This is a genomic window from Nostoc sp. CALU 1950, from assembly GCF_051172895.1.
GTDB lineage: Bacteria > Cyanobacteriota > Cyanobacteriia > Cyanobacteriales > Nostocaceae > Nostoc > Nostoc edaphicum_A.
The window spans coordinates 1-26,592 of record NZ_JBDNJQ010000114.1 but is presented as its reverse complement, the minus strand read 5'-3'; the positions used below and the strand labels follow the sequence as shown (position 1 = coordinate 26,592).

The window sequence follows — 26,592 nt, the reverse complement described above, 5'->3', positions numbered from 1 at the left end:
GATATCACAATTTTCCCCGTTTAATTGGTATCTTATTTTCTTGCAAATCCCTTAGCTTTGTCTTCGCCATCACGGGCTGCGATCGCAGAGTCAATCAGCTTCATCATTGATGCCCAAGTGCGATCCCAAGAAATCTTCTCTAAAAAGGTATCTACTCGACTCAACCATTCTGAGGCTGGGGTGTCTTCTTGCATTGCTTGTTCTGCGGCAGCGACGAACTCAGAAATTGTGTCGGCAATTTGCACCAGCTTCGATTCTCCATAAGGACGCACCACATCTCGAATTGAGGTAGATACTACAGGTCTACCTGCGGCAAGATATTCTGGAGTTTTGGTAGGGCTAATAAAACGTGTTGATTCGTTACGCGCAAACGGCAACATCGCTAAGTCCCAGCCTGCTAAATAAGCAGGTAGTTGTTTATAATCTCTGCCACCGAGATAATGGATGTTTTCATGCTGTGGCAGATTTGCTGGATCAATTTTGACAACTGGCCCAATGATTACTAAATGCCAATCAGGGCGGGCTTCGGCAATTCCAGCAAGCAGTTCAATATCCATCCGTTCATCAATTACGCCAAAGAAACCAAGACGAGGATGGGGAATATGAGCTTGATCCTCCGGTTCTTGAACATTTCTTGCCTGGCCAAAGTGGGCGACATCTACACTGCTAGGAAAGGCATACACGTTCGGGTGCTGGTTCACCTTACTTTCGTAAAGGCTTTGTCCGCCTGTAAATACTAAGTCTGCACGGCTGAATAATTCGGCTTCGTAATTCTTTAAAGTGGGTGATGCTCCCTGGAATGCAGATAATTCATCCATGCAATCGTACACCACGGCTTGGGGTTGCAAGCGGCGGGTAAATGCGATCGCCATCGGTGTGTAATACCAACAAATGTACTTGCTGATGTTATGCTCTGCAAACAAACTATCAATTAGTAGTTGCAAATCTGCGTTTGTTGCTTCTTCACTTAAACCTTGTGGTAGGTGTGGCACAACCACAACTACTCCATTAGAATCTTCATTTATATCTAACCTTGCCAAGGGTTCTTCAGAGAAAATTGGCTCCTCAATAAAGAACACTCGCTTTCCTTGGGCGCAGCGACTAAGAAGATGTTGCGGTCTTTGATAAACGAAATTCCAACGCAAATGAGATAAACAAACTATATCAGGTGTGTCTTTAAAGGTTTTTGTTGATTGAACTTTTTTGTTAGACGAAGTTAAATTCAACCGTGACGGACTCGATGATTGCGTTTCAGGTAACTGCGATCGCTTTGTTTTACGCTGCTTCGGCGAAATAACATTGCTGACACTGTTGTTTTTGACTTGAGATTTTTCACTTGTCATAGTTCGTCTCATTATTTAAATTATTAATTCTGACTAGCTAAACGCTAATACCTTTTCTTTGTAAGGCAGCACCAAACTTATTTTCATGCAAAAGCCTGCAACATACTTTTGCTGCTTTTCAATATCGAATCGGTATCATCAATACTTGGTTGTATTAATAACAAATTACTGTTTTATATCTAATTTTTTCATCTACCCAAATAAATATAAAGTTAGGTTTTTTATTAATTCCTAAGCACTATTTTTTATAAGTATCTAAAATTAAGTAAATATTAATTTATGTCACGCGATTATTATTTATAAACCCATGCAAATATAGTTGTGTTTGTCTGTTCGGTTTCGTACACAAGTTCATTAAAACAATTATCATTAATATTAAAAGTAATAAAATCAGCTTATTTATCACCTGACTTTTTTATTCATATTAAATATTTAACCCTAATAGCATATATAAATTGATTATGATTTAAGTATTAAACAGTATTCTTATTTACAATAAATCTATTAATTTGTTACATGGAATACATACTGCTGTAACAATTATTTTATAAACCATAGTAAATCAAGTAATTTTTTTGACTATGGTTTATTAGAAACAAGTATTATAATTTTCACCCTGATGATATATCTGTTCTCTCAACCTTGGGTAGGCTAAAAGCCTTTTGGTTGTATGTAACATTGGTTGTAATCCAATTCATAAACCTTACGCGATCGCTTCTAATTATGGAGCGATCGCGTTTTTCTAACTCAGAGTTTTCAAATAAATAGGTAGTGCTGGAAGCTTTTTACTTTGAAAGATTTAATTCGTTCAATTAAAATTATGACTTTAGGTATAAAAACTCAAACTTCATCTTAAAACGACTGACATAGAATACATTGAAACCTGTGACAGATAGTCACAAGTTTTATATTAGCTACAACGTTAGTTATCACCCTATAGCAATCCGATAGCGAAGCGGTAGCGATCAGACGCTCCTGTGTCGCTAACGCTGCGCTATCGAGCGTCTTTGATTTCTGTTCGCGCAGGAAGGCAACAGTCAATAAGCCTTTTTGAGCTATAGGGAATTTTTTCAAAAATGAAATATGAGTCCTATATTAGTCGAAGGAATTGCGAATAATGAATACAAGTGTTTTGTCAAAACCTAAGTTCCGTAGCGGTCAAAAAGTAGAGTTTATCGGCGGAGAAGGCATCATCAAAAATTACCGTCCTCAGTCAGGTAGCTGGGTTTATTTGCTAGAGATGCCTATGGGTTTAGAGCCAGAAATGGGTCGAGTTGGTTATGAGACTATGATTTGGCTATATGAGGTAGATATCTATTCGCCATTCAATATTGTTTCTCACAATAAAATGCTAAAATCATGAACAAAAATGCCATTTATAGAAGTCCTAAAGCAAGGAGATTTAACGACAATTCAAATAATTAATCAGGAAATATTTTTAAATGCTAAAAAAAGCATTAAACCCAAATAACTCGCACCTCTAAGCCTTGCTTAAAATAGTATTCATTACTTTTGATAGAGTGAAATACATGAAAGACCAAGTTGAATTATAAATACTGTGCTTAGACAGTTAACCAGCTAGAAGCAATCTATTTATATCTATTAAAAAATTAGATTCTCATGATTTCTTAGCTAGCGGTTACTACTTCGTAAACATCTACATACTTACCAAGAGAAAAAAGATGGAAAACATTAACCAGGCAAAAATGATCGAGCGTTACGTTGCTTTGGCTATCGGAATCACTTATTTGCTTTTAGGTTTAGCTGGATTTGTACCAGCTTTGGTTTCTTTACCAGGAACGAGCGAATCTTTTGTTCCACTTGATGAATCTACTGGTGCTTATTCTGCGGGTTTTGGTTATATCTTTGGCCTAATTCCCACCAACTTTTTGCATAACATTGTACGTTGTGCCGTAGGATTGTTAGGAATCACTTCTTACAACAATACTACTACTGCGCGTCTATTCAATCGTGGTTTTGCAGTTTCTTATGCATTGCTGGCGATCGTCGGATTGTTGCCTTTGGGTAAGACATTTTTCGGGTTAATGCCATTGTTCGGCGCTAATGTTTTGCTTAATGCATTAGCTGCGATCGCAGCTGGCTACTACAGTGTTGTTATACCAGCTAAAGTGAGCGGTGTTAATGTATCGCAAAATCTTCAATAGTTTCTGATAGTCTGCGGTGTCCAGGTGGGGCCATTGCAAGATGGCCCTTCTTTCCAGATCAGCATATCTAAGCAGATTTGCCGCATCTCCATGTTTTTCGTCCAAGCATGATAGACAACATACTCAGTCTTACCATCTGGCCCAATAACAATAGAGTTATGTCCCGGCCCTCTAACAAAATTAGGAATAGACTTTAGCACCCGTGGCCCGGTTTCGTTACCTGCATCAGAGTAAGGCCCCATCACGTTGTCAGCAACCCCATAATCTACACCGTAGTTCTCAGTTTCCCAGCGTCCACCACTATAAAAGCAATAGTATTTCCCTTCATGCTTACGAACGCAAGGGCCTTCTAAAGTATGCCAATCATAGATTTCACCATACATCAAACGGTTGGCTAAAAAACGCTGCCAATCGGATCGCGCCCGTAAAACCACTTTCCCTTCACCAGCAAGCTTAGTCATGGTTTGGAGTTTATCTACAACTAATGCTGTGCCAGCACGCACTCCATCCGATGTATCCAGAAAGTCACGAGCGTAAAACAAATACCATTGTCCATCATCATCCTGGAATGGGTGCGGATCGATCGCAAAAGGACAAGATTTTGGATCTACAAGTAACTCACCAACATCTTGATAAGGGCCTAATGGAGTATCGCTTGTAGCCACACGTAACTGATGATTCTTGTCTTCATGTCCCACTGAGTAGTAGAGATAAAACTGGCGATCGCAGTAAGCAACTTCGGGGGCCCAAAAATTATTGCCAAGGGCTGGATCTGGCCGTTGTAGGGCGTTCCCAACATAATCCCAATTTACAAAGTCGAAGGAGCGTAACAGAGGAAAGACACGCGATTTGTTATTGGAGTTAATATTTGGTGCATCCGGTATTTCATCTACCGTTCCTTCTGCCTCTGCTGCGCCAGTACCGATCGCATAATATACCCCTTCGTGTTGCCAAACAAAAGGATCGGCAAAATAACCTTTGTAGACTGGATTAGTATAGGTTTGCATCTTAAATTATCTATGGAATAATGACAAAAATCTTTCTTCAACTATAGGACTCATATTTGATTTCTGAAAAAACTCAGTACAACTAAGAAGACTTCTTGACTGTTGCCTGTTGCCTATTCCCTATTGCCTGCCTACGCAAATTAGTTCAGAAATCAAAGCGGATTCCTATAGTGGTTAGTCAAGTTAAGAATGCTTGCTTTGTAGTGAGGGCTTTAACGCTTAAATCGAGGACTAAAGTCCTTACTACAAACTTATTTACCAAGCATTGTTGCCTTGAAAAACTACTAGTATTTGAAATTTACGTAAGTTTCGACTTTGTTCTTAGGTAAGCTTTCTACTAGCTGACACCGTAGCATTTGCTTTAGTTTTTCTGGGAGGCTTTGATAATAGTCTTGTGGGAGAGTCAAATCTACCTTTGGTGTGTGCAACCAATGCATCGCATACCCCATAACTACCATCGGTCTTGGCTGGTTTGTCCGATTTGGGGAACCCCGATGTAGTGCTAAAGGCGATCGCACCATCACGTCACCTGGCTGCATATAAAATGATTCCATCGGAATTTCACCACTGGCAACCTTTTCTAATCCCTCTTCTCGCGGTATAACATGGGTTCCACGCGCCATTTGGAATGGGCCGTTGTCTGCGGTTACTTCCACAAGGGGAAAGTTGACTGCGAGGGCGTAAAGTGGGGTTACTATGCGATCGCTAAACAACGGGCGAAAGTCCCGATGGGTTTCCTGATAATCTGAACCCTGGAATGGGACATCAACTCCCATCTGAACCATCACGTATTCTTGGTAAAACACGCGCTCTAAGACACCCATAATCACTGGGTTAGCAAAAACTAATTCATTAGCAAATGGGTAAATCCAAGGCAAGGTTAGATAGTAGCGGGAAACTTCACGAGGAGCCAACCCACCTGGTTGATTTTGACGTTCGTAAAATAATTTTTCAAAAGCTTGTGCCCACTCGTCAATTAATTTTTGCTCAAAAACACCGGGAATCACACAAATTCCGTCTTGATTCAGTTTTTGAGCAAATTGGTCTAGGTCGGTAGCTGAATATTTCGCTATACCGCCTATACTTTGAACCATCTTTTTTATCCTCTTCAACTTATAACTAGAGGCGTATTAATATCAAACCTCTAGGAGATTTTTTATTGCTTGTCGATAGTAGCGCACTATTTTTAAAATTGGTGGCTTATGCCAATCCTCTGTAACAATTAATTTATATTAATTATAACGAATTAGTTAAATAGGATTCCTATATAGGACTCATATTTGATTTCTGAAAAAAATTCGGTACACCTTAATCTTCTGAAATCCTATTGCCTATTGCCTATTGCCTGCCTACGCAAGTGATTTCAGTAATCAAACCTGATTCCTATATTTGATTTCTGAAAAAACTCAGTACAACTAATACCAATTTTGTATGAAGCTGCATAGAATTAGATCCCCCCTAGCCCCCCTTAAAAAGGCTACGGTGTACACACAAGTCTGATAACCTTATCCCATATCGTTCTGATCCCCCCTAACCCCCCTTTTTTAAGGGGGGAACTAGAATCAAAGTCCCCCTTTTTAAGGGGGATTTAGGGGGATCAAACCACATTCTGCACTCAGCATAGAGATGTGTGTACACCGTAGCTTAAAAAGGGGGGGAACTGGAAAAACATCTATCAAAATCCCCCTTTTTAAGGGGGATTTAGGGGGATCGAGATATGTGCAACTTCACATTAAATTGGTATAAGAAGCCTTCTTTCCTATTGCCTATTGCCTATTGCCTACCTACGCAAATCAGTTCAGAAATCAAAGCGGATTCCTATAGAAGATAACGATAACGATAAATTAGATTTTTCCGCATGATCTGAGTGCTTTCAATTGCTTTCAATATACAAAAATCCCCCTCTATACCGTCAGGTGAGAGGGGGAGATAGCTAAGGTCAGAGGATATCTATCAAAAACTTCAACCAAATTTACTAGCGGTTGAAGCTATGAGGAATGCTGCATAAGTAAGGATGTAGCCAACTGTGAAGTGAGCTAGACCTACTAACCAACCTTGGACAATAGATAAAGCAACGGGTTTATCTTTCCAGTAAACTAAGTTAGCCAGCGGAGTACGTTCGTGTGCCCAGACTAGAGTTTCAATTAACTCTTGCCAGTAGCCACGCCAGCTAATCAAGAACATGAAGCCGGTTGCCCAAACCAGGTGTCCAAAGAGGAACATCCAAGCCCAGACAGACAAATTATTTGTGCCGTAGGGGTTATAACCGTTAATCAACTGAGCGGAGTTAGCCCAGAGATAATCACGGAACCAACCCATAAGGTATGTAGAGTTCTCATTGAATTGAGCAACGTTACCTTGCCAAACGCCTAGATGCTTCCAGTGCCAATAGAAAGTTACCCAACCAAGGAGATTCAGCATCCAGAAGATAGCGAGATAGAAAGACTGTTCCCAAGAGGAAGTTTGGCAAGTACCACCCCGACCAGGCCCATCGCAGGGGAAGGTGAAGCCGAAGTCTTTTTTATCAGGCATTAATTTGGTACCACGAGCATCCAATGCACCCTTGACACAAATTAAGGTAGTGGTGTGCAAACCTAAAGCGATCGCATGGTGAACCAGGAAATCACCAGGCCCAATCGTCAAGAACAGGGAGTTAGTGCCGGAGTTGATCGCTGCTGTCCAGTTTGGCAACCAGACGTTACCGTAGTTGGGCCAAGCTGTATAGGCGATGCTATCTGGGTTAGATAGTAAAGCATCCATGCCATACAGTAGTTTCCCGTGAGCAGATTGGATGAATTGAGCAAACACCGGCTCAATCAAAATTTGCTTTTCAGGAGTGCCAAAGGCAACGACAACATCGTTGTGGACATATAACCCCAGAGTGTGGAAGCCTAAGAATAGCGACACCCAACTCAAGTGAGAAATAATCGCTTCTTTATGCTGAAGTACACGCTCCAGGACGTTACCTCTGTTCTGCTCTGGGTCGTAATCCCGAACCCAGAAGATGCCAGCATGGGCGAATGCACCAATCATCAAGAACCCAGCGATGTATTGGTGATGAGTGTACAGTGCCGCCTGTGTTGTGTAGTCCTTACCGATGAAGGCGTAAGGAGGCATCGAGTACATATGCTGTGCCACTAACGACAGGGCAGTGCCCAGCGCTGCCAAGTGTATAGATAACTGGAAGTGCAGCGAGTTGTTATAGGTGTCGTACAGGCCTTGGTGCGGTAAGTTGAACTGACCTTCAGTTTGAATGCCAAAGAATTTTTTGGAGTTGAGCATCTCTTTGATGCTGTGACCAATCCCGAAGTTAGTCCGGTACATGTGACCGGCAACAATAAAGATAACTGCGATCGCTAAATGGTGATGAGCCATATCGGTCAGCCATAGCGATTCAGTCTGGGGATGGAAGCCACCCAAAAAAGTCAGAATTGCCGTCCCTGCGCCTTGAGATGTACCAAACAAATGCCCTGGCGTATCAGGATTCTGAGCGTATGCACCCCAGTCACCCCTCCAGAAAGGTGCTAAACCTGCTGGGTGTGGCAAAACTGTAAGAAAATTATTCCAACCAACATGCTGACCACGAGATTCGGGAATGGCAACGTGAATAAGATGTCCAGCCCAAGCTAGAGAGCTAACACCAAACAAACCTGCTAAGTGGTGATTCAGACGAGGTTCAGCACTCTTGAACCAAGCCAAGCTGGGACGATATTTAGGTTGCAAGTGCAGCCAACCAGCAAACAAAAATAATGCTGCTAACAGCAACAAGAACACTGAACCTTGGTAAAGGTCATTGTTCGTCCGCATCCCAATCGTGTACCACCAGTGGTAGACACCAGAGTAAGCAATGTTAACAGGATAGGGAGCGCCCCCTTGAGTAAAAGCTTCTACTGCTGCTTTACCGAAATGAGGGTCCCAAATCGCGTGGGCGATTGGACGGGTATGCAGCGGATCTTTAATCCACTGTTCAAAATTACCTTGCCAAGCTACGTGGAACAATAGGCTAGATGCCCACAGAAATATGATTGCCACGTGACCAAAGTGAGTAGCGAAAATCTTTTGGTAAAGATTTTCCTCGGTCATGCCATCATGGCTTTCAAAATCATTTCCCGTAGCGATCGCATACCATATCCGACGTGTAGTCGGGTCTTGTGCGAGATCCTGGTTAAATTTAGGATATTTTCTGGCCATGCAATTTAATTACATCTCCTTAAACGCTAATCCAAGTTGCTAGTTCTAAAAATTTAGCAACTTTTTACATTTGAATCAGCACCCTTTCAGCCTTGAATTGGAGGTCAATCTAAATAGCAAAAGCTGATGAGTATTGAGGATAAAACAGGCTTAATTTTTAGAATTACATCGTTAGGCAGTATGATGCAATTCATTTTCATAGAAGTAATAAAATAATTAATGACTACCATTTCCATCTAACTATCGGAGGATCTCTTTATCAAATGAACTTGTAGTCTTAAATACAGTGCCAAAGCTGCAAAATTTACTAAATTTTGATTAACATGAGCTTAGATTTTGTAAGTGTGTGGCATGATAATGATTGTTTTAGCAAAATAAAACACAAAACTAAGCTCAACTTTATCTAGTACTTGGTAAGCTGTAATACCAAGAAATTGTACTTTTTGTGAAACCTAAGTTAGATAAATTACTTAGGGGTTAATAATTCCGTAGTAAATGGCGACAACAAATAAGAAAGTAGCCAATATAACCAGGGTAAAACCATAGCGAACTAGTGGGTTGGGTAAATCCTGATTGGTGATTACATTATCCCTTTGTACCTGAGTCATCTGCTCAGATTTATCAGGTTCTTGGGGATTCATCTCGTTAGCTGTGTTCTCTGGCAAGGGAAAATTATTCTCTGTTAATATGTTTTGAGTCTCTTGGGATTTCATGGGCTTTGTTGATGTCTTTGTAGCTCCTGCGCTTTTATAATTTCAAAAATTTATTAATGAGTACATCTTTCTTGAGAACTACCTTGAATTGATGTGCGATTCGCCTAGAGGAGTTAGTCGATGTGAAGTTGCTCTGTAATTGCAAATACACTTTTCTAAGCAACTGGATAAAATTTAAATTGAGTTTTTTAAGACTTACGCAAACAATAGTCAAAACCCTGATTCTCTTGTAGGGGTAATTCATAAATTGCCCCTACCATGTGTAGTTTTGCGTAAGTCCTATTTTTATAAAATTACCAATTGGCGGAGTGAGTATATTTGCTGATGATGCTTTACCAGAGAAAAAGGCGAAGGAATTATAAGTAGTAAGCTGTTCCACATTTAAATTGCATAATATGGCCGGGCAAGATGCCCACCCACAAAAGTTATATTTAATTAGATTATGCAATTTAGATGTTTTTTAACTTAGTTGTAAATATTGAAATGCCAAACTCGATATAATACCGTACTCACGCTTTTTTCAAACCGTAGACATACGCATATAAACACAGATGAATCTCATAATTGTCTGTATTCATCATCTGGTTACTAATTTTCTATGAATGAAGAAGTCTCCAAAAAACTAGAGTTAATCAGGCAAACCTTGCGTGAATCCGAAGTGCAAGGCGTGCGTTTGCGTGGTACGGACTGGTTTGCCTGGGCGACGGCTGGCGCTTCTAATACCGTGCTGCTGACTGCTGAAATTGGCGTAGCAGAAGTACTAGTAACTACTGAAGATGCTTGGATATTGACGGATGAAATTGAAGCGCAGCGTCTTCAGGATGAAGAACTGCCTGCTAATTTTAAGGTGTATGTCAACCCTTGGGCTGATGGTGCTGTCCGTGAGGCTTTCGTTCGTGATGCAACTGGCGGCAAAATAGCAATTAGCGATCGCCCCATCTCCAATTTAGAAAAGCCGTTACCCCCATCTCTGCAAAACCATAAACGGGTAATGATGTCAAGTGAATTAGACCGATATCGTCAAGTTGGGCAAAAAGCTAGTCAGGCAATGACAGAGGTACTTAAAGCCGCCAAGCCAACTTGGACAGAATATCAGTTAGCGGGTGCAGGTGCAGAGGCTCTATGGGCGAAAGGGCTGCATCCAGCGCTGACACTGGTAGCGGGTGAGAGGCGTTTACCGCTATACCGTCATGCAACACCCACGGGAGAACAGATTGGACGGCAAGCGATGCTCGTATTTTGCGCTAGAGGTTATGGTTTGTATGCAAATCTGACTCGATTTGTTTGTTTTGGTGAGCTTTCAGGCGAGCAGGCCGAATTGCATTCCCATGTGCTTGAAGTAGAAGCAGTAGTTTTGAATCTGTGCCAACCCGGAACCACTCTCGATGCAGTTTATCACGCCCTAGCTCAGGCTTATGAGCAGCATGGATTTCCCAATGCCATCCGCGAACACCACCAGGGAGGAACCACTGGATATTTAGCGCGAGAAATCGTCGCAAATCCAACTACTACTGATACTTTGGCAGAAGGTATTGCTGTCGCTTGGAATCCCAGTTTAGCAGGGGCAAAAATTGAAGATACTTTTGTGATTTTGAAAGATGGAAAGTTGGAAAATCTGACTTTCGATCCAAATTTTCCTAATGTTGAGGTAGAAGGAAGGTTGCGCCCTGTACCTTTGTACAATTAAAAATTATGCATTTTCAACAAGTATTCGGTAAACCACCTGAAACTCAAGCCAGTGCGCCAGGAAGAGTAAATTTACTGGGCGAACATACCGACTACAACGATGGCTTCGTTCTACCAACTGCGATTCCTCAAAGTACAACGGTACAGCTAGGTTTGAGTAGCGATCGCCATCATCACTTTTACTCAGAAAATCTCAACGAGCAAGTTAGCATTTTAGATATAAACCATTCCCCGTCTGGATTTGCCAGTTATATTTTTGGCTGTATTGAGATTTTGCAAAAAGCAGGATACATAACACCATCGCTTTGTGTCTACGTCAAATCATCGGTTCCTATGGGTTCGGGTTTGTCTAGCAGCGCGGCTTTGGAAGTGGCAACGCTGCGGGCAGTACGCCAACTTCTGAACCTTCCCATTGATGATGTTGAAATTGCCCAATTCGCCCAGCAAGCAGAAATTCATTATGCTGGCGTGCAGTGCGGCATCATGGATCAGATGGCTTCTAGTTTGGCTGATACTGAGCATATCTTGTTTTTAGATACTCGGACTTTAGAACGCCGGGTGATGCCTTTGCCTGAGAAAGCGGAGATTTTGGTTATTGATAGCAGTGTACCCCGCACACTTGCAAGTAGTGGTTATAACCAGCGTCGGGCTGAGTGTGAAGAGGCGGCGCGATCGCTAGGAGTTAAGGCACTGCGAGATATTACTGAAGCTGAAGTAACAGAAAAACTCCCCGAACCTCTCCGGCAGCGTGCCCGTCATGTGGTTACAGAAAATAACCGCGTCTTAGAAGTATTGCAGGGAGTATCATCTGAACGCTTTGGTGAATTGATGAACGCATCCCACGCCAGTTTGAGGGATGATTACGAAGTGTCCGTACCTGCGCTGGATACATTGGTAGACATTTTGCAGAAAACAGAAGGAGTGTATGGTGCAAGACTTACGGGTGCTGGTTTTGGCGGTGCAAGTGTCGCTTTGGTTAAATCAGGACAGAGCAAAGATATTGCAACCCATATTCTTGAACAATACAAGCAAGCAGGTTACAACGGAGAAATTTTGGTTCCTTCTTTGGAGTTAAGTGATGCAGCCTAAAGTGGTTTATGGAAATGCAGCCGTTGAAGGTGTAAATCGTTGGGGATGGTTCATGGGTCACTTTATCACCCCTGAAGACGATCCACGTTCCACGGAAATGCTAGAAGTAAAATGGGCTGTTCACAAAGCAGGTGACAGTAGAACTGAATGGGCAGTAAATAACCAAGCTGCGACGCTTTCAATTCTCATTGGCGGAGAATTTCGGCTGCAATTTGAAGATCGAGAAATTTTATTATCTCGTGAAGGTGATTATGTCCTTTGGTGTGCAGGTGTGTCCCATTGGTGGATTGCTGAGTCCGACTGCACTATTGTGACTGTCAGATGGCCTTCAAAGCCAGGCGATAGTGTTGCATTGCCTGGAGTATCAAAGAGTTAGGTTATTAAGTAATTGAGCATAATTAATTTCAAAAATCTCTGATATCTACCCTACAAACTTAATTATCTCTATCTTTGGTATTTTTTTAATCCCTGGAATTCACGTAGTATGAATCCAGAGATTTTTTGAAGATGAGTTTGTTTGAAGTAAAGCCGTGATTCTGATAAAAGATGCATCTAATGCGCTCAACCAAATATGCAGCTGCTAATTCGTTGGAACTGCTCGCGAAGAATTAAGTGCAGGTAACTTGGGGATTTTGATTTTTGGCTTCGGAATCATTATGGTGTTTCTGACGCTGGCTGCTCAGTATAAAAGTTAATCGATCCGGCGATTATTTTGTTGACTGTACCGTTAGCGTTGTTGGGTGCATTGAGTGCCTTAGCTTTGCGCGGTTTGGTGAATGATGTCTACGCCAACGTAGCGTTAGTGATGCTGATTGGATTAGCGTCGAAAAACGCGATTTTGATCATCGAGTTTGCCAATCAAGCCCTTGAAGAAGGCGTGACAATTCGACAAGCAGCTATAACCGCAGCGCAAGAAAGATTTCGACCAATTGTCATGACTTCAAGCGCCTCCTTACTGGGATTTTTCCCCCTGGTAATTGCCACCGGAGCCGGTTCTGCCTCGCGCTGGTCGTTAGGAACAGCCTTATTTGGTGGGTTACTCGTGGCGACAATTTTGAGTTTGCTGATTGTTCCAGTCCTGTACGTAATCATCAAGACTTTGGAAGAACGCTTCTTGAAGAAAAAACCCGCTAAACCCTCGCAACCGCCATCCCCAGATGCAAACGAAGATGGACAATCAAAAGCGATGCCAACTCCAGCCGGAGACGGTGCGCGAACGACGAACGCTCATCAACATTCATCTGTAATTATCAAGCAGAATGCTGATGATAACAGACGTAATGATTCGAATAAATAAAAAAGGAAGAGGGTTAAGTCAACAAACGCAATGAATCGCCGTCTCTACAATAACCAGTCTTTTGTAGAAACGGCGATTTATCGCGTCTTTGTGATGATTTATCGTATCTTTAGCGATCTAAAATTTTCATCAAAAAACTTTAACCGAACCGTATTAGGCGTTAGCTTGCCATTAGGTAAGTAGCAACATATAAGAAATAATTATGTCGCAGGGGGATCTATAAGGCAATTAATAATTAAGAACTATTTGTCAGCGTTCCGAATTCAGTTATCTTGAAATTATCAGTAGGGCAGTATTTTGAGGTTGTTGATGGGGCGTAGTTTACCGCCGCAGCTATTGCAGTGGTTTTAGAAGAGGAAAATACTAATGCCAGAAAAATCAGGACTGTTCACGCCAGTTAGACTAGGTTCGCTTGACCTGGCCAACCGCATCATCATGTCTCCCATGTCCCGTCTTCGAGCTACTACTGACTGTGTACCTACCCCGATAATGGTCGAATACTACACCCAAAGAGCTTCGGCAGGACTGATCGTTACCGAAGGAACGCATCCTTCTCCAATGGGGCGGGGTTACACAACCTGTCCTGGGCTGCACAACCAGGAGCAGGTTGAAGGCTGGCGAAAAGTGACAGATGCAGTTCATGCTGCTGGGGGTCGAATATTTGTGCAACTGATGCACGCTGGACGGGTGTCACACTCCTCTCTATTACCTAACCATGCCCGACCGATCGCACCTTCGGCTGTCCCGGTGATGTCCGAAGAAGTTCACATTTGGGATGGCAAAGTCCCTTTCGAGATACCCCGTCCATTAGAATTGGACGAAATACCCAAAATAGTAGAGGAATACCACAGAGCGGCGGAACTCTCTATTGAAGCAGGTTTTGATGGTGTGGAACTTCATGCAGCAACTGGATACCTACCCAACCAGTTCCAAGTCAGTGGCTCCAACCAACGCACCGATGCCTATGGTGGCACATTGGAGAATCGAACTCGCTTTACGCTGGAAGTGGTCAATGCTCTGTGTAGGGTTCGGGGAGCAGAGCGGATTGGAGTCAAGATTGCCCCCGGCTTCACAGTCAACGATACATTCGATGACAATCCTGCTGAAACTTACACTTATGTTGCAAAAGCACTTAGTCCACTAGGTTTGGCATACTTGCACGTTGGGTATAACCAAGGTTATGCCAGAGGAACTGCACCGAACTTCAACCCTATCGATCTCCTACGTACCGTTTACCAAGGAACACTGCTGGCTGTGGGTGGTTTTGATCGACAACATGGTGATGAAGCAATTAGAAGCGGGCGGGCTGATGCCATAGTTTTCGGGCGACCATTCATCTCTAACCCTGACTTAGTGGAGCGGCTACGACTCAATGCCCCTCTGAGCGAAGGTGATGTCAGGACGTTCTATGGTGGTAGTGAACAAGGCTACACAGACTATCCAACTCTGTCGCAACTCCATTGAATAGTATGTCAGGATTCGTGGTCAATGTTTGGCAGGGAAAAAGGCGCTTTTCGGTTAACAAATGGCGTTTTTTGTATAGACACCACACAGTCAACTTCTCTACACTACACCTTCTAACCGTCAAAATGAATTTGACAGACTACTAGACGATGTAGGGGCAATTCATGAATTGCCCCTACTAATAGAATTTACATTTGACTAAATAATAGTAGTGGTAATTAGTTAAAAATGCTTTTTTGGTTTCGTATATCTTCTATACGTAATTAATTACGTATATTTAACAGAAGTTATAGTTGCTATCAGCACTATTCAAGCTTAGTACACCAAGTTTCCAGTACCGCGCAACTGCCGCAAAGAATTTAGACAGTATGGACAGTCACAGCCAAATGTCTGAATTGCAGCATCACTCTCCTCCTCAGTAAAGTTCAACATAGCAATATTCTCATCTGATACTGATGTGACAATGGTTGAGGAACGTGTAGAGGTATACGGTTGCTTTCTCTCTGAATCTCGAATGCACACAAAATCTTTTCCACCATGTGGGTTAGTGATACAGGTACGACCGTCTTGTGTGTGCATTAATCGCTGAGTAATACTAGCATGGGCAGGATTCAATACCGCCAGCGTAGACATCAGCGACACAAAAATCGAGGAACTAGAAAGCAAATTCAGGATAATTTTTTTGTTCATAGATTTCCTTGAGAAAATTGTCTACTAGCTTAGGGTATTCGATTAATTTTTAAACTTCAAGTTAATTTTTCCTGAGCATAGCTGGCTTAACACTTTTACTCAAGAAAGTTCCATATCTACTCAGTTTGATCACACATTATTTGCTACAACAGAACTCAGCAATACAATTGATACCAATTCTATAGGAATCATATTTGATTTTTGAACAAAACTTAGTACACCTTTATTCCTTCTTCCCAGTCCCTAGTCCCCAATCCCCAGTCCCTTACCTCTACGAGTGATTCAGAAATCAAAGACGCTCGATGACTCGCTACCGCTTCGCTATCGGATTGCTATATGTGAGGCTGCGCTTTATTTGCATAGCAGCAATACGCAGAAAGCGTTCTCCTAAGAGTAGCCGCTTCTCTAAGAGACGCTTTGTGTAGCTTGCTTCGACCTAGGAGTATGCGTCTACATGAATTGCCACCATAGTCTGTAGTTTTACATCAGTCCTATAGGCGCATCTTCCAACAGAAATGGTATGAGAACTGCTATTACTGTATTTACAAGATTATAAATCTTAATTTAAACCAAAAGATAGTATCAATATTTAGCAATAAAAATGATATAGATTCTCGTTCTTAATTTATCAACTTGTAAAAATTTCTTTTTTTCATTACATTTGTAAAAAGGCTTATATCTTAAGTACTTTACTACCATTAACAGAAAAAATGAAGCGGAAAATACATTTAGAATCTTCAGGTTGTTCCAACTGTGGACATGATCACCACGAGAATCATAACCATGTTCATAATCACAATCATGATGAGAATCATAACCATGACCACAATCACGAACACGGTGGAGAATTCAATCTGAAAAATGAGGTATTGCCTTTAATAGTGATTCTAAGTTTATATGCGCCTGGTGTAATTTTTGAAGATCAATTACACAATACATTCTATTCAATAGGTGAATATCTGCTTTTTATACCTGCCTATTTATTAAGTGGATGGAGTGTTTTAAAAACCGCTGGGCGCAATATACTTAGAGGTAAAGTATTTGATGAAACATTTTTGATGACAGTGGCGACATTAGGGGCGATCGCAATTCATAAATTACCCGAAGCTGTCGGAGTAATGTTATTTTATAAAATTGGAGAATTGTTCCAAGATATTGCTGTCAGTCGTTCCCGTAATTCTATCAAAGCATTATTAGAAGTCCGCCCAGACTATGCCAATATTAAAATAGAGGGAGAACTCAAGAAAGTATCGCCAGAAACAGTAAATGTTGGGGATATTATCGTCGTAAAACCCGGAGAAAAGATTCCCTTAGATGGCGAAATTATAGATGGTAATTCGCAAGTTGATACATCTGCATTAACTGGAGAATCTGTGCCGCGAACAGTGAGGCTAGGAGAGACTGTTTTGGCTGGGATGATCAATAAAATGGGTGTTCTCAGCATTAGAGTCACAAAACTCTTTGATGAATCTTCTATTGCTAAGATTTTAGACTTGGTGCAAAATGCCAAAAGTAAAAAAGCAGAAACAGAAAAGTTTATTACTAAATTCGCTCGGTATTATACACCAATAGTAGTTTTTACATCTTTAGCCGTTGCAATATTACCTCCTTTCTTTATTCCTGGTGCAACTTCTTCAGAATGGATTTATCGTGCCCTAATCTTACTAGTTATCTCCTGTCCCTGTGGACTTGTTATCAGTATTCCATTAGGTTACTTTGGAGGTGTGGGAGGTGCAGCTAGACGTGGTATTTTAGTCAAAGGCTCTACTTTTTTAGATACTTTAAATGCAGTCAATACAGTTGTTTTTGATAAAACTGGAACGTTAACTAAAGGGGTATTCAAAGTAGTACAAATAGTACCATTAAATGGCTGGAATGATGAAAAATTACTGCAATTAGCTGCCAAAGTAGAATCACACTCAAATCATCCCATCGCTCAATCTATCCGCAAGGCTTATGGTGGAAAAATTGATGAATTTGAGATGAGAGATTATGAAGAGATAGCAGGCTATGGAATTAGAGCCAAGGTTGAAAATAGGGTAGTGATAGCGGGAAGCGATCGCCTATTGCATAGAGAGAATATTGCTCATGATAATTGCCAGTTAGAGGGAACAGTTATCCATCTAGCAGTGGATGATATTTATGCTGGGTATATTGTCATTGCTGATGAACTCAAAGAAGATGCAAGACAGGCTATTCAAGCACTCAAGCGAATGGGTGTAGAGAGAACAGTCATGTTGACAGGAGACAATCAAGCGATCGCTTCCCGAATTGCTCAACAGCTTGGCATAGATACCTACGAAGCAGAGTTATTACCTGAAGAAAAAGTTAATGCCATTGAGAAGTTACTCAGCACCGTCGGCAAGCATGGTAAAGTTGCCTTTGTTGGGGATGGTATTAATGATGCACCAGTAATCGCTAGAGCAGATGTTGGGATAGCGATGGGCGGGTTAGGTTCAGATGCAGCGATAGAAACTGCCGATATTGTGATTATGACAGATGCACCATCAAAAGTGGCAGAAGCCATACAAATTGCCAGAAAAACCCGCACAATCGTTTGGCAAAATATTAGCTTTGCTTTAGCAATTAAAGGTGTATTTATTGGATTGGGTATTTTAGGTATAGCGACAATGTGGGAAGCTGTCTTTGCTGATGTTGGAGTAGCTTTACTGGCAATTTTAAACGCAACTAGAGCGATGAAATAAAATTTTGTGAAATCGGGAATCTGTAATGGGGAAATTGTAGTAGTTAAACGATGAGTACTTGTGACTCATATTCTGCTACCCAAAATAGAACTCATGCATTCATCAATCAAAGGTATTGCTACAGCTACTTTAGCTTTACTGCTAAACTATTCAGCAAATCCAGCCTTTGCACTACCGCAGAAAATTAATCATCCAGTTACTGTTGCTAAATCGCAACCATTAACAGACACCTTGATTGTTCCTGGAGAAAGAGTTGGGCCGATTACACGCACAACGACTAAGAAAGATTTAGTTAAGCTATTTGGCGCGTCTCGTCTCGTTGATAAAACCATTTCAGGCCCCGAAGGAATCGGTAGCTTTGCAGCTACTCAGGTAAACCTAAATCGGGGGCGATCGCTCTTGGTAGTTTGGAGTGATAATACTCGTACCAAACCTCTAGATGTGCGTAACCTGGCTTGGGCTTGGAAAACCCGCGAAGGTATTGGAGTAGGAACACCATTGAGCGAGTTACGCAAGAAATTAGGTAACTTTAAGCTCTATGGATTGGAGTGGGATTACGGGGGTACTATCTTGTTGGACAGTAGCCGATTATCCCGCTATCAAGGCAAACTCATTTTACGAGTAGACGCTGCTTCCAATGCTTATGAAAAGTTCCCCAATGACTACCAAGCAGTGTTAGGGGATAGTACTTTTTCCTCTAGCAATCCCCACTGGAAACCTTTGGGAATTAGGCTAGCAGAAATTATCGTTGTATTAAATCCTAGTGAGCAATGATCGGCTGCTAAACATTTAATTTGCTGGCTTAGGCAAAAGCGGACTATCTAAACCAGATTTTTATACTAGGTCTGGAAATGGTAAATTACCATCATCTTTAGCTCTTGAGAAATATGTTGGTAGTATTGATTATATAGTGCGATCGTTTTCAGTTGGACATATTGGTATGTAAGCAACAAAGTTCAAAAAGACTTACCACCAATAATTGTAGATTGGCTGAAAGCACGATAATAAGATATTGCCATTTTCAAAATGTTTGTACTCTAGGATACGAGATACTTTCATAAAATGGCCTTTCTTTAGATAGACGAATGTACCGATTATAAGAGTTAAATTATTTTAGTGACTAAAAGATTCACACTCTAAAAGCTCCTTAAGCTCCTCAAATATATTTGAGGAGCTTCATTAATACTTCTTAAAAATGTTTTATTAATAAAAATATTAGATTTATTGTCAAGGTAGATTAATTATTTAATTTTTAAATTTTAATCAAACAAAATACGCTTTTTTCGGGACGAAATAATTACATGCACAAAAGCGATTTTTTGTACAAAATAACAATAGTAAGCTATTTGAAAATTCAAATTTTTTTTATTATTTTCGATTTTAAATTACCAAACCAAAAGTGATGATAAGAAAGCGGATTCCTATAATTTCTAGTTAGTTTTCCTTCCCAGAGTGTATTACACTCAAGCAAAAAACGCCATAAATCGAAAAACGCAACAATTTTTTGTTGCAGTATTAAAGTATGTTTGGAGTATTATATGCAGAAACAAAACAAAGAAAAAGCATATTTCCTTCGGTATCTTTCTCTAGCACCAGTTCTTGCTGTTGTTTCGATATCAGTTGCCTTTTCTACCTGGGCAATTTTTAATTACTTTTTACCTGACCTTCTCTTCCATCCAATGCCATAAGTAAGTCCGCCATAGGTTAAAACCTATGGCTAATAGTTTATCCTTGTTCAAACAGACTAAATATCTGTCTTTCAGTTATGAAAGTCTCTAAGTATTAATGCTTGAACAAAAGCTTTAATTATTAATATATAAACAGGAATAAAACAAAATTAAATTTGAATGATTATTTAAATATTTTTCTATAGCTATAGGTTGATGGAAGTAAAAGATTTGATTAGTTTACTAATAAATAAGAGGCTAGACAAAAATAAAATAAAACTTTGTAGCTAGCTTTATTTTGTTTCAACCTTGTCTGTAATTAATGAGGAATCCAAATGTTTTATCACACCAAGAGACTACAGTATTACACACGACCACAACGACCAGATCCAATATATGCTAAGAAAGTTCAGGAACTTATAGGTGGTGTTTTTGGCGAAATGACTGTGATGATGCAGTACCTATTTCAGGGCTGGAATAGTCGTGGCCCTGCGAAGTATCGAGATATGTTGTTAGATACTGGTACTGAGGAAATTGGGCATATCGAGATCCTTTCCACCTTGATTGGTCATCTGCTAGATAAAGCACCGCTCAAATTACAAGAACAAGCTGCACAAGACCCTGTTGTGGGTGCGGTTATGGGCGGTACTAACCCACGGGATGTAATTACAGATGTGATTGCAGCGGCTATGAACCCCCAACATACTATTGTCACTGGTTTAGGCGCTCAACCAGCTGACAGCGTTGGCTTTCCTTGGAACGGTCGTTTTATTGCCTCCAGTGGTAATCTCTTGGCAGATTTTCGGTCTAATCTGCACGCCGAAAGCCAGGGACGCTTACAAGCTGTGAGGCTGTACGAGATGAGCGACGATCCTGGGGTAAAAGATACTCTGAGTTTCTTAATCGCTCGTGACACGATGCACCAAAACCAGTGGCTAGCAGCTATTGAAGATATAGAAAGTTCTGGAATTGAAAGCACTCCAGTCCCTAGTTCTTTCCCTCTAGAGTTGGAAAAACGCGAGGTTTCCTATCAATTCTGGAATCATTCAGAGGGTACAGATAGCGCTGAAGGTCGCTGGGCAACAGGGCCTTCAATGGATGGCAAAGGAGAATTCGAGTATGTTGCTAATCCCCAACCCTTGGGAACAGAACCGCAACTATCACCCACCGATCCAAGACTGCATGGTACACCGACACCTGAACAAACCGAGGGAAATGGTTCAAGCGCACCTCCTTTGATTGAACGCACGACTATTAGTGGCTAATCATCAGATATATCTATGTAGGGGGCTTTGGGAAAGACTTGCCTTGACCTTTCCCCTACTGATTCCTCTTAGAGCAAGTGCAATAGACGCGTCCGATTCTAACCTCTAACAAACTCACAATTGCCTCAATTCTGCTCACTTGGTTACAGTACGAATGCCACTAAGTTAAGCTGAAAGGTAAGCGGCGTAGGGATTGCAGAGGGGCAGGGGAGCAGGGGGGCAGAGGGGAATTTCTAAATATCTGAACGCAATGCCTAAAATTTCTTCTTTCTCCCCTGCTCCTCTGCTCCTCTGCTCCCCTGCTGCCTCAACGATTTTCCCTTTTCTTAGTGCCATTCGTTACAGTACTGTGTTCGTGGTAGCCAGCCTGAACCGACTCGACGCACTACCAACCAGAATTAACCAGAGTGGGCAGATTTGATGAAATATTTTATGTTGGGTTTCCTCAACCGATAGAGCGAAAGGAAATTCTGATGATGCACCTAGCGAGATTTGATGAGCGATACCCCAATGGTGGCGATCGCGTGATGGTTTAACAACCATTTACTCTTATCCTGCTTGTCTTGGTTTAAGAAACCAGAAATTAGGTTTTCTATTTGGGGTTGAGAAAAACAGAACTGTCTCTAATGAGCCGGGAAAGTATTGTCGTGTAAGCAGTTTAGAGATTCCAGAACCCTCTAAGACAGTTTGTTGATGAAATAATTCACGAGGTGGACAAACATCAATAAATGGGTAGGTTTGTCCAAAAATTAAGTTACAGTTTCAAACCGTGTCACACCGGAATTGGTTCTTCAATATTTACCACCACAGCTTGTAGTTCCTTAGCTTTCTCCTCTGGTAAAGCATCATTGGCAAACATCCCGGCAGCGAGTTCGGTTCCCGCCAGATACTTCAGCCTTTCGCTTGTCCGATATGGTGGAAAAAACTCGGCGTGTAAATGCGCTTCGGGATGGGCTAAACCATCCGTGGGTGCTTGGAACCAAGCCATCAAGTAAGGAAACGGGCGATTCCACAAACCGTCATACTTGAGAGTGACAGTTTTTAACGCTTTGGCGAGTCCCCAACGTTGTTCAGGGGTGAGATCCATAAAAGTGCTAACTGGCTCTTTTGGTGCAATCCAGACTTCATAGGGGTAACGAGCGCAGACTGGGACAAATGCGATCGCATAGTCATCTTGATAAATAATCCGTTGATTGTCTGCAATCTCTTGTTGAATCGAATCTTGCAACAAACCCCTCTGATGTTCTTGATAATACTCCTGCTGCATGGCTAACATCCGTGCTGGCACAGGTGGTATAAACGGATAAGCGTAAATTTGCCCGTGGGGATGGTGCAATGTTACACCCACTTCTACACCTTTATTCTCAAAGGGTAGAACGTATTGTATTTGGGGATTTAGTCCTAGTTCGCGGGTGCGATCGCCCCACACTTCCAACAGCAAATCTAGATGATCCAACTCTAAGGAACTCAAGGAGGCACTGGCATCTTGAGTAAAAACCACTACCTCACAGGCTCCATTAGCTGGTAACGTTTCCACGATGGTATCAGGTGGATTGTTGGCTGTCGGACTCATTGAGGGAAAGCGGTTATCAAACACTGCCACGTCATACTTACCTTGGGGTAGTTCCGTAGGAAACTCAGGGTTGGTAGTAGGTGCGAGGGGATTATATTCTGGGGGCGGCATGAATGTCCGCCCTTGACGGTGACTAGCATAAGCTACCCATTCACCCCGCAAGGGATGCCAGCGCAGGTGGGGATTAGCTTGCACTGACTCATTACTAGGGCTAGTGGCTTCTAATTGACTAGTAATTGGGTAGCGACTGTATAACTTGAGTTTGCGTCCGTCGGGCTTTAACAGCTTGTGGGAGTACATAATCCTTGTCCTGAGAGGGTTGCAGCGCGGATCGCCTCAATAGGAAATTTCGGGGTGCGATCGCCGTACAATAAACCGTTAGCTTCTTGAAAGGTATCAGTTAATTGTGTGTAACAGAATCCGCTAAATAGCTCAATGTCATTAACGGTTTTAAGCAGAGTAGCGTATTTCATTTCTAATTCGGAGATATTCGAGCAGTTTTCATATCCCCAAGCTTGATCGGCATTAGGTTGATCGAGAGGGGCATAGGCGATACCACCAAACTCTGTCAACATCACTGGTTGTCCTTGATGGGGATAGTTATCCAAGGTGAGGATACGCCCCCCAGGGCGGCTACGCTCAAATAGATCCGATATTTGAATATCCGGTCTGTAGCGATGGGCTAATCGTTCAGGCTGGCGTTCATAGTCGTGAATAGCAAGGATGTCGGTATCGGTACTTTCCCAACCATCGTTACCAATTACTGGGCGAGTCGGATCGAGAGTTTTAGTTAGGTGATACATTGCTAACACGTAGTTACGATGAGCCGCCGTTTCAACTAAATTTGGCACACCCCAAGATTCATTAAACGGCACCCACGCGACAATACAAGGATGGCTAACATCTCGCTTGATAATTTCTGTCCATTCACGGGTCATCCGTTCCACAGCTTTCGGCGTGAAGCGGTAAGCGCTAGGCATCTCCTCCCATACTAACAACCCTAAAACGTCTGCCCAATATAAAAAGCGGGGATCTTCAATTTTTTGGTGTTTGCGTACTCCGTTAAGACCCATAGCTTTGACGAGTTCTACATCACGTCGTAATGCTTCGTCACTGGGTGGAGTCATTAATGTCTCAGGCCAATAGCCTTGGTCAAGAACTAGCCGGAGATAGTAGGGGCGACCGTTGAGCATAAAGCGATCGCGCTGGATACTCACAGTCCGCATTGCTGTATAAGATTGCACTTCATCTAAGAGACAATCTTTATCCCATAGCTGAATTTGGGCATCTATCAGCGTGGGCTTTTCTGGACTCCACAACAATTCATTGCGACAGTCGTCAATACCCGGATCGCTCAGAACAATGCGGCGGCTAATTTCCCCATTGAATACTTCATAGGTATCGCTTGCTAACACGCGATCGCCAACGCTGAGTTTAATTTTAATTTGTACACCCGGAGTAGGTAAATTACCAGCCAGCCCAGCTTCAAACCCAATTTCCCACCGTTCGCAGTCGGACATCCAACGAAGATTACCGATATAAGTCTCACCTACGCTCTCCAACCAGACTGTCTGCCAAATACCACTCGTGCGAGGATACCAAATACTATGGGGTTTCAAGTGCCAATCTTGTTTACCACGAGGTTTGGCGAGGTCGTGCGGATCGTCTTGCGCCCACACTGTTACCTTTGTAGTACCACTATTATTTAAGGCATGGGTAATATCGAGAGTGAAAGAGGTGTGTCCGCCTTCATGCTCGGCTATGTATTTATCGTTTACCCACACACGAGCGCGATAGTCCACAGCGCCAAAGTGTAACAGTAATCTGCCGTCCCCTGGTGGTGTTTCAAACTCTCGCTCGTACCAGCAGTTTGGATGAAACCCGCGATCGCTAATCCCACTTTTGGTAGATTCGGGCGCATAAGGAACTTCTATATGATCAGACCATTCGCTAAAATCGTTGGGTTCGACACATTTTCCCTGGTCATCAAATGCGAATTTCCACAGCCCATTTAAAGATTGCCAGCGCGATCGCTTTAACAATGGTCGGGGGTGTGCTGCTGCTAAATCCACAAATTTATTATCAGTTTTAGAGGCTAATTTAACCTCAGAATTCTCCAAATCTAACAATTTCATCAAATTTCCTCCCTATCCATAACTCAATCAACCCCTGCTGTAGATTAAATCCAGATCCAAATATTGGATTCTCGGATATAGCAGGAGTTTTTACCGCATCATTTATCGATCGGTTCGAGCTAGTAGCATTATATTTTTTCGTAGCCAATACTGATACCTTCCCCACTTACGTGTTGAAGTATAGCAATAAGTTTATATACCCCTAGCTCGTGACATTATGGCATATACATTACTAATCTTTGCCAGGTTATCTAAAAAAAAAGCATTAAATTTAGGTGGCTAATAACTATCATAAATCTGCCACACAATAAAGTGCTTGCCATGAGAATTTTATTTATATAAATTGTTTAAGTAAATGTTTTAAAATCATTTATTAGTCAATAAGCATTAGCAAACAAAAGAAAAATAACTAAAATCAGGTTATATAAGTGAATAACGGAACCATCCATTGAATATTGCTAGATAGATAGCATTTTTGCCTGCAACCACGCCAATTCTGAAGATAAAGTCAAGTTTGCCAGTGCAAGTGCAACTGATTTGCATAAATGCTTGGTAGCATCAATTAAGCCTGCTAATGATTAGACTTCTTGCAGAAGTAGGGGAAAGGGAAAGGGGTAAAGGGGAAAGGGATGGAATTTCCCCTTACCCTTTAACCTTTGACCTTTCCCCGACATTTTGCAAAAGTTACTTTTGCAAGATGTCTATTGGTATCGCAAGAGACACTACAAAAACACTTGCATTTGTGGCATCCTAAGCGCTACATCTTAGATCCTTGGGTAGAAAATAGCTCAAACCTTTATCACTCAAGTAATGACTGCTAACAGTTAATTTCAGAGCTTAATTTACCGAATAAAGTTAAATTTTAAAATCTATCAACTTCTTTTCAGCCTGAAGCCAATATTCTACAGACTTGCCATTTGGATAGCCCATTTTTTGCCAGATTGCATAAGCTTTCAAACGGATTTTATAGAAATTCAAAATTCAGAAAGCCAGGGTGATGGCTTAAATTCCAACTTCACCAAGTGCGCGTATGTCATCGTCTGAATGACCTAGCGATCGAAGTGGCATAACTATGTCACGTTTTAAATCCGGGACATAGCAGGCAATCAAGCTTGCCGCACCTTCGGGTTGTCCAGTAGGTAAAATTCGCACTCTGCTAAGGGCAGCTGGGATAATGCATGACTCACCACAAGCAAGTGTCTCACTTCCACCCTGGTACTCAATTCTTACTGACGTTCCAACATTGGATAGGGTCAGGCAACGCCACGGGTGTTCCGGCTCAATATGCGCTTGGGTTAGCGTCCACCTTTCGAGTGCAAAGTACGACCCGGCGCATCCTTTGATGTAACGGTTGGCTCCTTCTTCTAATAAGAGTCCAGCAAACGGACGTGGCTGGTAATCAGTACGTAATTGTTCAAGGGTAGTACTAATGCACTTTTCCCACTCATCCTCGTTGCGACTGTTACCTTGCATATCACTCGGCATTACGTCTTGCGAAAGGTCGGATGTTTGTTCGACCTCGAAAATCAGAGTGTCGGGCCCAAAGCTAGTCTGTTGACTTTGTGAGTTTTTCAGTGATATTTTTCATACAATAACTATGTC

21 protein-coding genes and 3 pseudogenes are annotated in these 26,592 nt (G+C 41.8%); 14 read left to right on the top strand and 10 right to left on the bottom strand.

The genetic code is table 11. The annotated features are described in order from the left end of the window. Positions 1-32: 32 nt before the first annotated feature. Positions 33-1,343: a glycosyltransferase family 1 protein gene (locus tag ABF638_RS25825; protein ID WP_435025764.1), complete on the bottom strand. Its 1,311-nt coding sequence runs from the start codon at positions 1,341-1,343 to the stop codon at positions 33-35. Between the two features lie 1,117 nt (positions 1,344-2,460). Between ABF638_RS25825 and ABF638_RS25820 the strand changes: the two genes are divergently transcribed. Together ABF638_RS25820 and ABF638_RS25815 are read left to right on the top strand one after the other, a co-directional pair. Then, positions 2,461-2,706 (top strand): hypothetical protein, encoded by a 246-nt coding sequence (locus ABF638_RS25820; protein WP_435025763.1) that lies wholly within the window; start codon positions 2,461-2,463, stop codon positions 2,704-2,706. 319 nt (positions 2,707-3,025) lie between these two features. Further along, on the top strand, positions 3,026-3,508 hold the full coding sequence (locus ABF638_RS25815; protein ID WP_435025762.1) for a DUF4383 domain-containing protein: 483 nt from the start codon (positions 3,026-3,028) through the stop codon (positions 3,506-3,508). Here ABF638_RS25815 and ABF638_RS25810 read toward each other — a convergent pair. The 4 genes from ABF638_RS25810 to ABF638_RS25795 form a co-directional block, all read right to left on the bottom strand. Next, on the bottom strand, positions 3,502-4,515 hold the full coding sequence (locus tag ABF638_RS25810) for a glycoside hydrolase family 43 protein (RefSeq protein ID WP_435025761.1): 1,014 nt from the start codon (positions 4,513-4,515) through the stop codon (positions 3,502-3,504). The genes ABF638_RS25815 and ABF638_RS25810 overlap by 7 nt on opposite strands. A 284-nt stretch (positions 4,516-4,799) precedes the next feature. Further along, entirely contained in the window at positions 4,800-5,609 is an 810-nt protein-coding gene (locus ABF638_RS25805; RefSeq protein ID WP_435025760.1) for a phytanoyl-CoA dioxygenase family protein, read from the bottom strand. Positions 5,610-6,477: 868 nt separating this feature from the next. Then, a complete protein-coding gene (gene psaB, locus ABF638_RS25800) occupies positions 6,478-8,706 on the bottom strand; it encodes a photosystem I core protein PsaB (protein WP_435025758.1) in 2,229 nt (742 codons plus the stop codon). 470 nt (positions 8,707-9,176) lie between these two features. Next, the gene (locus tag ABF638_RS25795) at positions 9,177-9,419 is read right to left on the bottom strand and encodes a hypothetical protein (RefSeq protein ID WP_435025757.1); all 243 of its coding nucleotides are present in this window, start codon (positions 9,417-9,419) and stop codon (positions 9,177-9,179) included. A gap of 598 nt (positions 9,420-10,017) precedes the next feature. Here ABF638_RS25795 and ABF638_RS25790 point away from each other — a divergent pair. From ABF638_RS25790 to ABF638_RS25765, 6 genes and pseudogenes are all read left to right on the top strand, one after another. Next, positions 10,018-11,106 carry a M24 family metallopeptidase gene (locus ABF638_RS25790; protein ID WP_435025756.1) on the top strand — a complete coding sequence of 363 codons (1,089 nt, stop codon included), beginning with the start codon at positions 10,018-10,020 and terminating at the stop codon, positions 11,104-11,106. Between the two features lie 5 nt (positions 11,107-11,111). Continuing rightward, positions 11,112-12,194: a galactokinase gene (gene galK / locus ABF638_RS25785; RefSeq protein WP_435025755.1), complete on the top strand. Its 1,083-nt coding sequence runs from the start codon at positions 11,112-11,114 to the stop codon at positions 12,192-12,194. Beyond that, the gene (locus tag ABF638_RS25780; protein ID WP_435025754.1) at positions 12,184-12,570 is read left to right on the top strand and encodes a signal peptidase I; all 387 of its coding nucleotides are present in this window, start codon (positions 12,184-12,186) and stop codon (positions 12,568-12,570) included. Before galK ends, ABF638_RS25780 begins: the two co-directional genes overlap by 11 nt. A 214-nt stretch (positions 12,571-12,784) precedes the next feature. Continuing rightward, positions 12,785-13,491: pseudogene (locus ABF638_RS25775) on the top strand (efflux RND transporter permease subunit); the annotation flags it as partial. 30 nt (positions 13,492-13,521) lie between these two features. Beyond that, on the top strand, positions 13,522-13,674 hold the full coding sequence (locus tag ABF638_RS25770) for a hypothetical protein (RefSeq protein WP_435025753.1): 153 nt from the start codon (positions 13,522-13,524) through the stop codon (positions 13,672-13,674). Between the two features lie 183 nt (positions 13,675-13,857). Next, positions 13,858-14,955 carry an alkene reductase gene (locus ABF638_RS25765; RefSeq protein WP_435025752.1) on the top strand — a complete coding sequence of 366 codons (1,098 nt, stop codon included), beginning with the start codon at positions 13,858-13,860 and terminating at the stop codon, positions 14,953-14,955. A 315-nt stretch (positions 14,956-15,270) separates the two neighbouring features. On the opposite strand, the gene ABF638_RS25760 is transcribed toward ABF638_RS25765, so the two are convergent. Continuing rightward, complete coding sequence (locus tag ABF638_RS25760) at positions 15,271-15,645, bottom strand: hypothetical protein (protein ID WP_069068705.1); 375 nt, start codon at positions 15,643-15,645, stop codon at positions 15,271-15,273. A 710-nt stretch (positions 15,646-16,355) separates the two neighbouring features. On the opposite strand from ABF638_RS25760, the gene ABF638_RS25755 reads away from it, so the two are divergent. The 6 genes and pseudogenes from ABF638_RS25755 to ABF638_RS25730 form a co-directional block, all read left to right on the top strand. Next, a complete protein-coding gene (locus tag ABF638_RS25755) occupies positions 16,356-18,350 on the top strand; it encodes a heavy metal translocating P-type ATPase (protein WP_435025751.1) in 1,995 nt (664 codons plus the stop codon). A 93-nt stretch (positions 18,351-18,443) separates the two neighbouring features. Further along, positions 18,444-19,124 (top strand): hypothetical protein, encoded by a 681-nt coding sequence (locus tag ABF638_RS25750; RefSeq protein ID WP_435025750.1) that lies wholly within the window; start codon positions 18,444-18,446, stop codon positions 19,122-19,124. 764 nt (positions 19,125-19,888) lie between these two features. Beyond that, positions 19,889-20,038: a PsaJ protein gene (locus ABF638_RS25745; RefSeq protein ID WP_435025749.1), complete on the top strand. Its 150-nt coding sequence runs from the start codon at positions 19,889-19,891 to the stop codon at positions 20,036-20,038. A gap of 314 nt (positions 20,039-20,352) precedes the next feature. Beyond that, positions 20,353-21,282, top strand: a complete 930-nt coding sequence (locus tag ABF638_RS25740) for a manganese catalase family protein (protein ID WP_435025748.1) — start codon at positions 20,353-20,355, stop codon at positions 21,280-21,282. Between the two features lie 343 nt (positions 21,283-21,625). Beyond that, positions 21,626-21,788: pseudogene (locus tag ABF638_RS25735) on the top strand (AAA family ATPase); the annotation flags it as partial. Positions 21,789-21,850: 62 nt separating this feature from the next. Next, positions 21,851-21,958 (top strand): annotated as a pseudogene (locus ABF638_RS25730) (IS701 family transposase); the annotation flags it as partial. A gap of 96 nt (positions 21,959-22,054) precedes the next feature. On the opposite strand, the gene galT reads toward ABF638_RS25730, so the two are convergent. From galT to ABF638_RS25710, 4 genes are all read right to left on the bottom strand, one after another. Beyond that, positions 22,055-23,155 carry a galactose-1-phosphate uridylyltransferase gene (gene galT / locus ABF638_RS25725; RefSeq protein WP_435025747.1) on the bottom strand — a complete coding sequence of 367 codons (1,101 nt, stop codon included), beginning with the start codon at positions 23,153-23,155 and terminating at the stop codon, positions 22,055-22,057. Continuing rightward, positions 23,134-24,990 (bottom strand): glycoside hydrolase family 2 protein, encoded by a 1,857-nt coding sequence (locus ABF638_RS25720; RefSeq protein ID WP_435025746.1) that lies wholly within the window; start codon positions 24,988-24,990, stop codon positions 23,134-23,136. The genes galT and ABF638_RS25720 overlap by 22 nt, the downstream gene beginning before the upstream one ends. Before the next feature lie 855 nt (positions 24,991-25,845). Then, positions 25,846-25,947 (bottom strand): DUF2934 domain-containing protein, encoded by a 102-nt coding sequence (locus ABF638_RS25715; protein ID WP_435025745.1) that lies wholly within the window; start codon positions 25,945-25,947, stop codon positions 25,846-25,848. Between the two features lie 45 nt (positions 25,948-25,992). Next, entirely contained in the window at positions 25,993-26,475 is a 483-nt protein-coding gene (locus ABF638_RS25710; RefSeq protein WP_435025744.1) for a hypothetical protein, read from the bottom strand. Positions 26,476-26,592 lie beyond the last annotated feature (117 nt).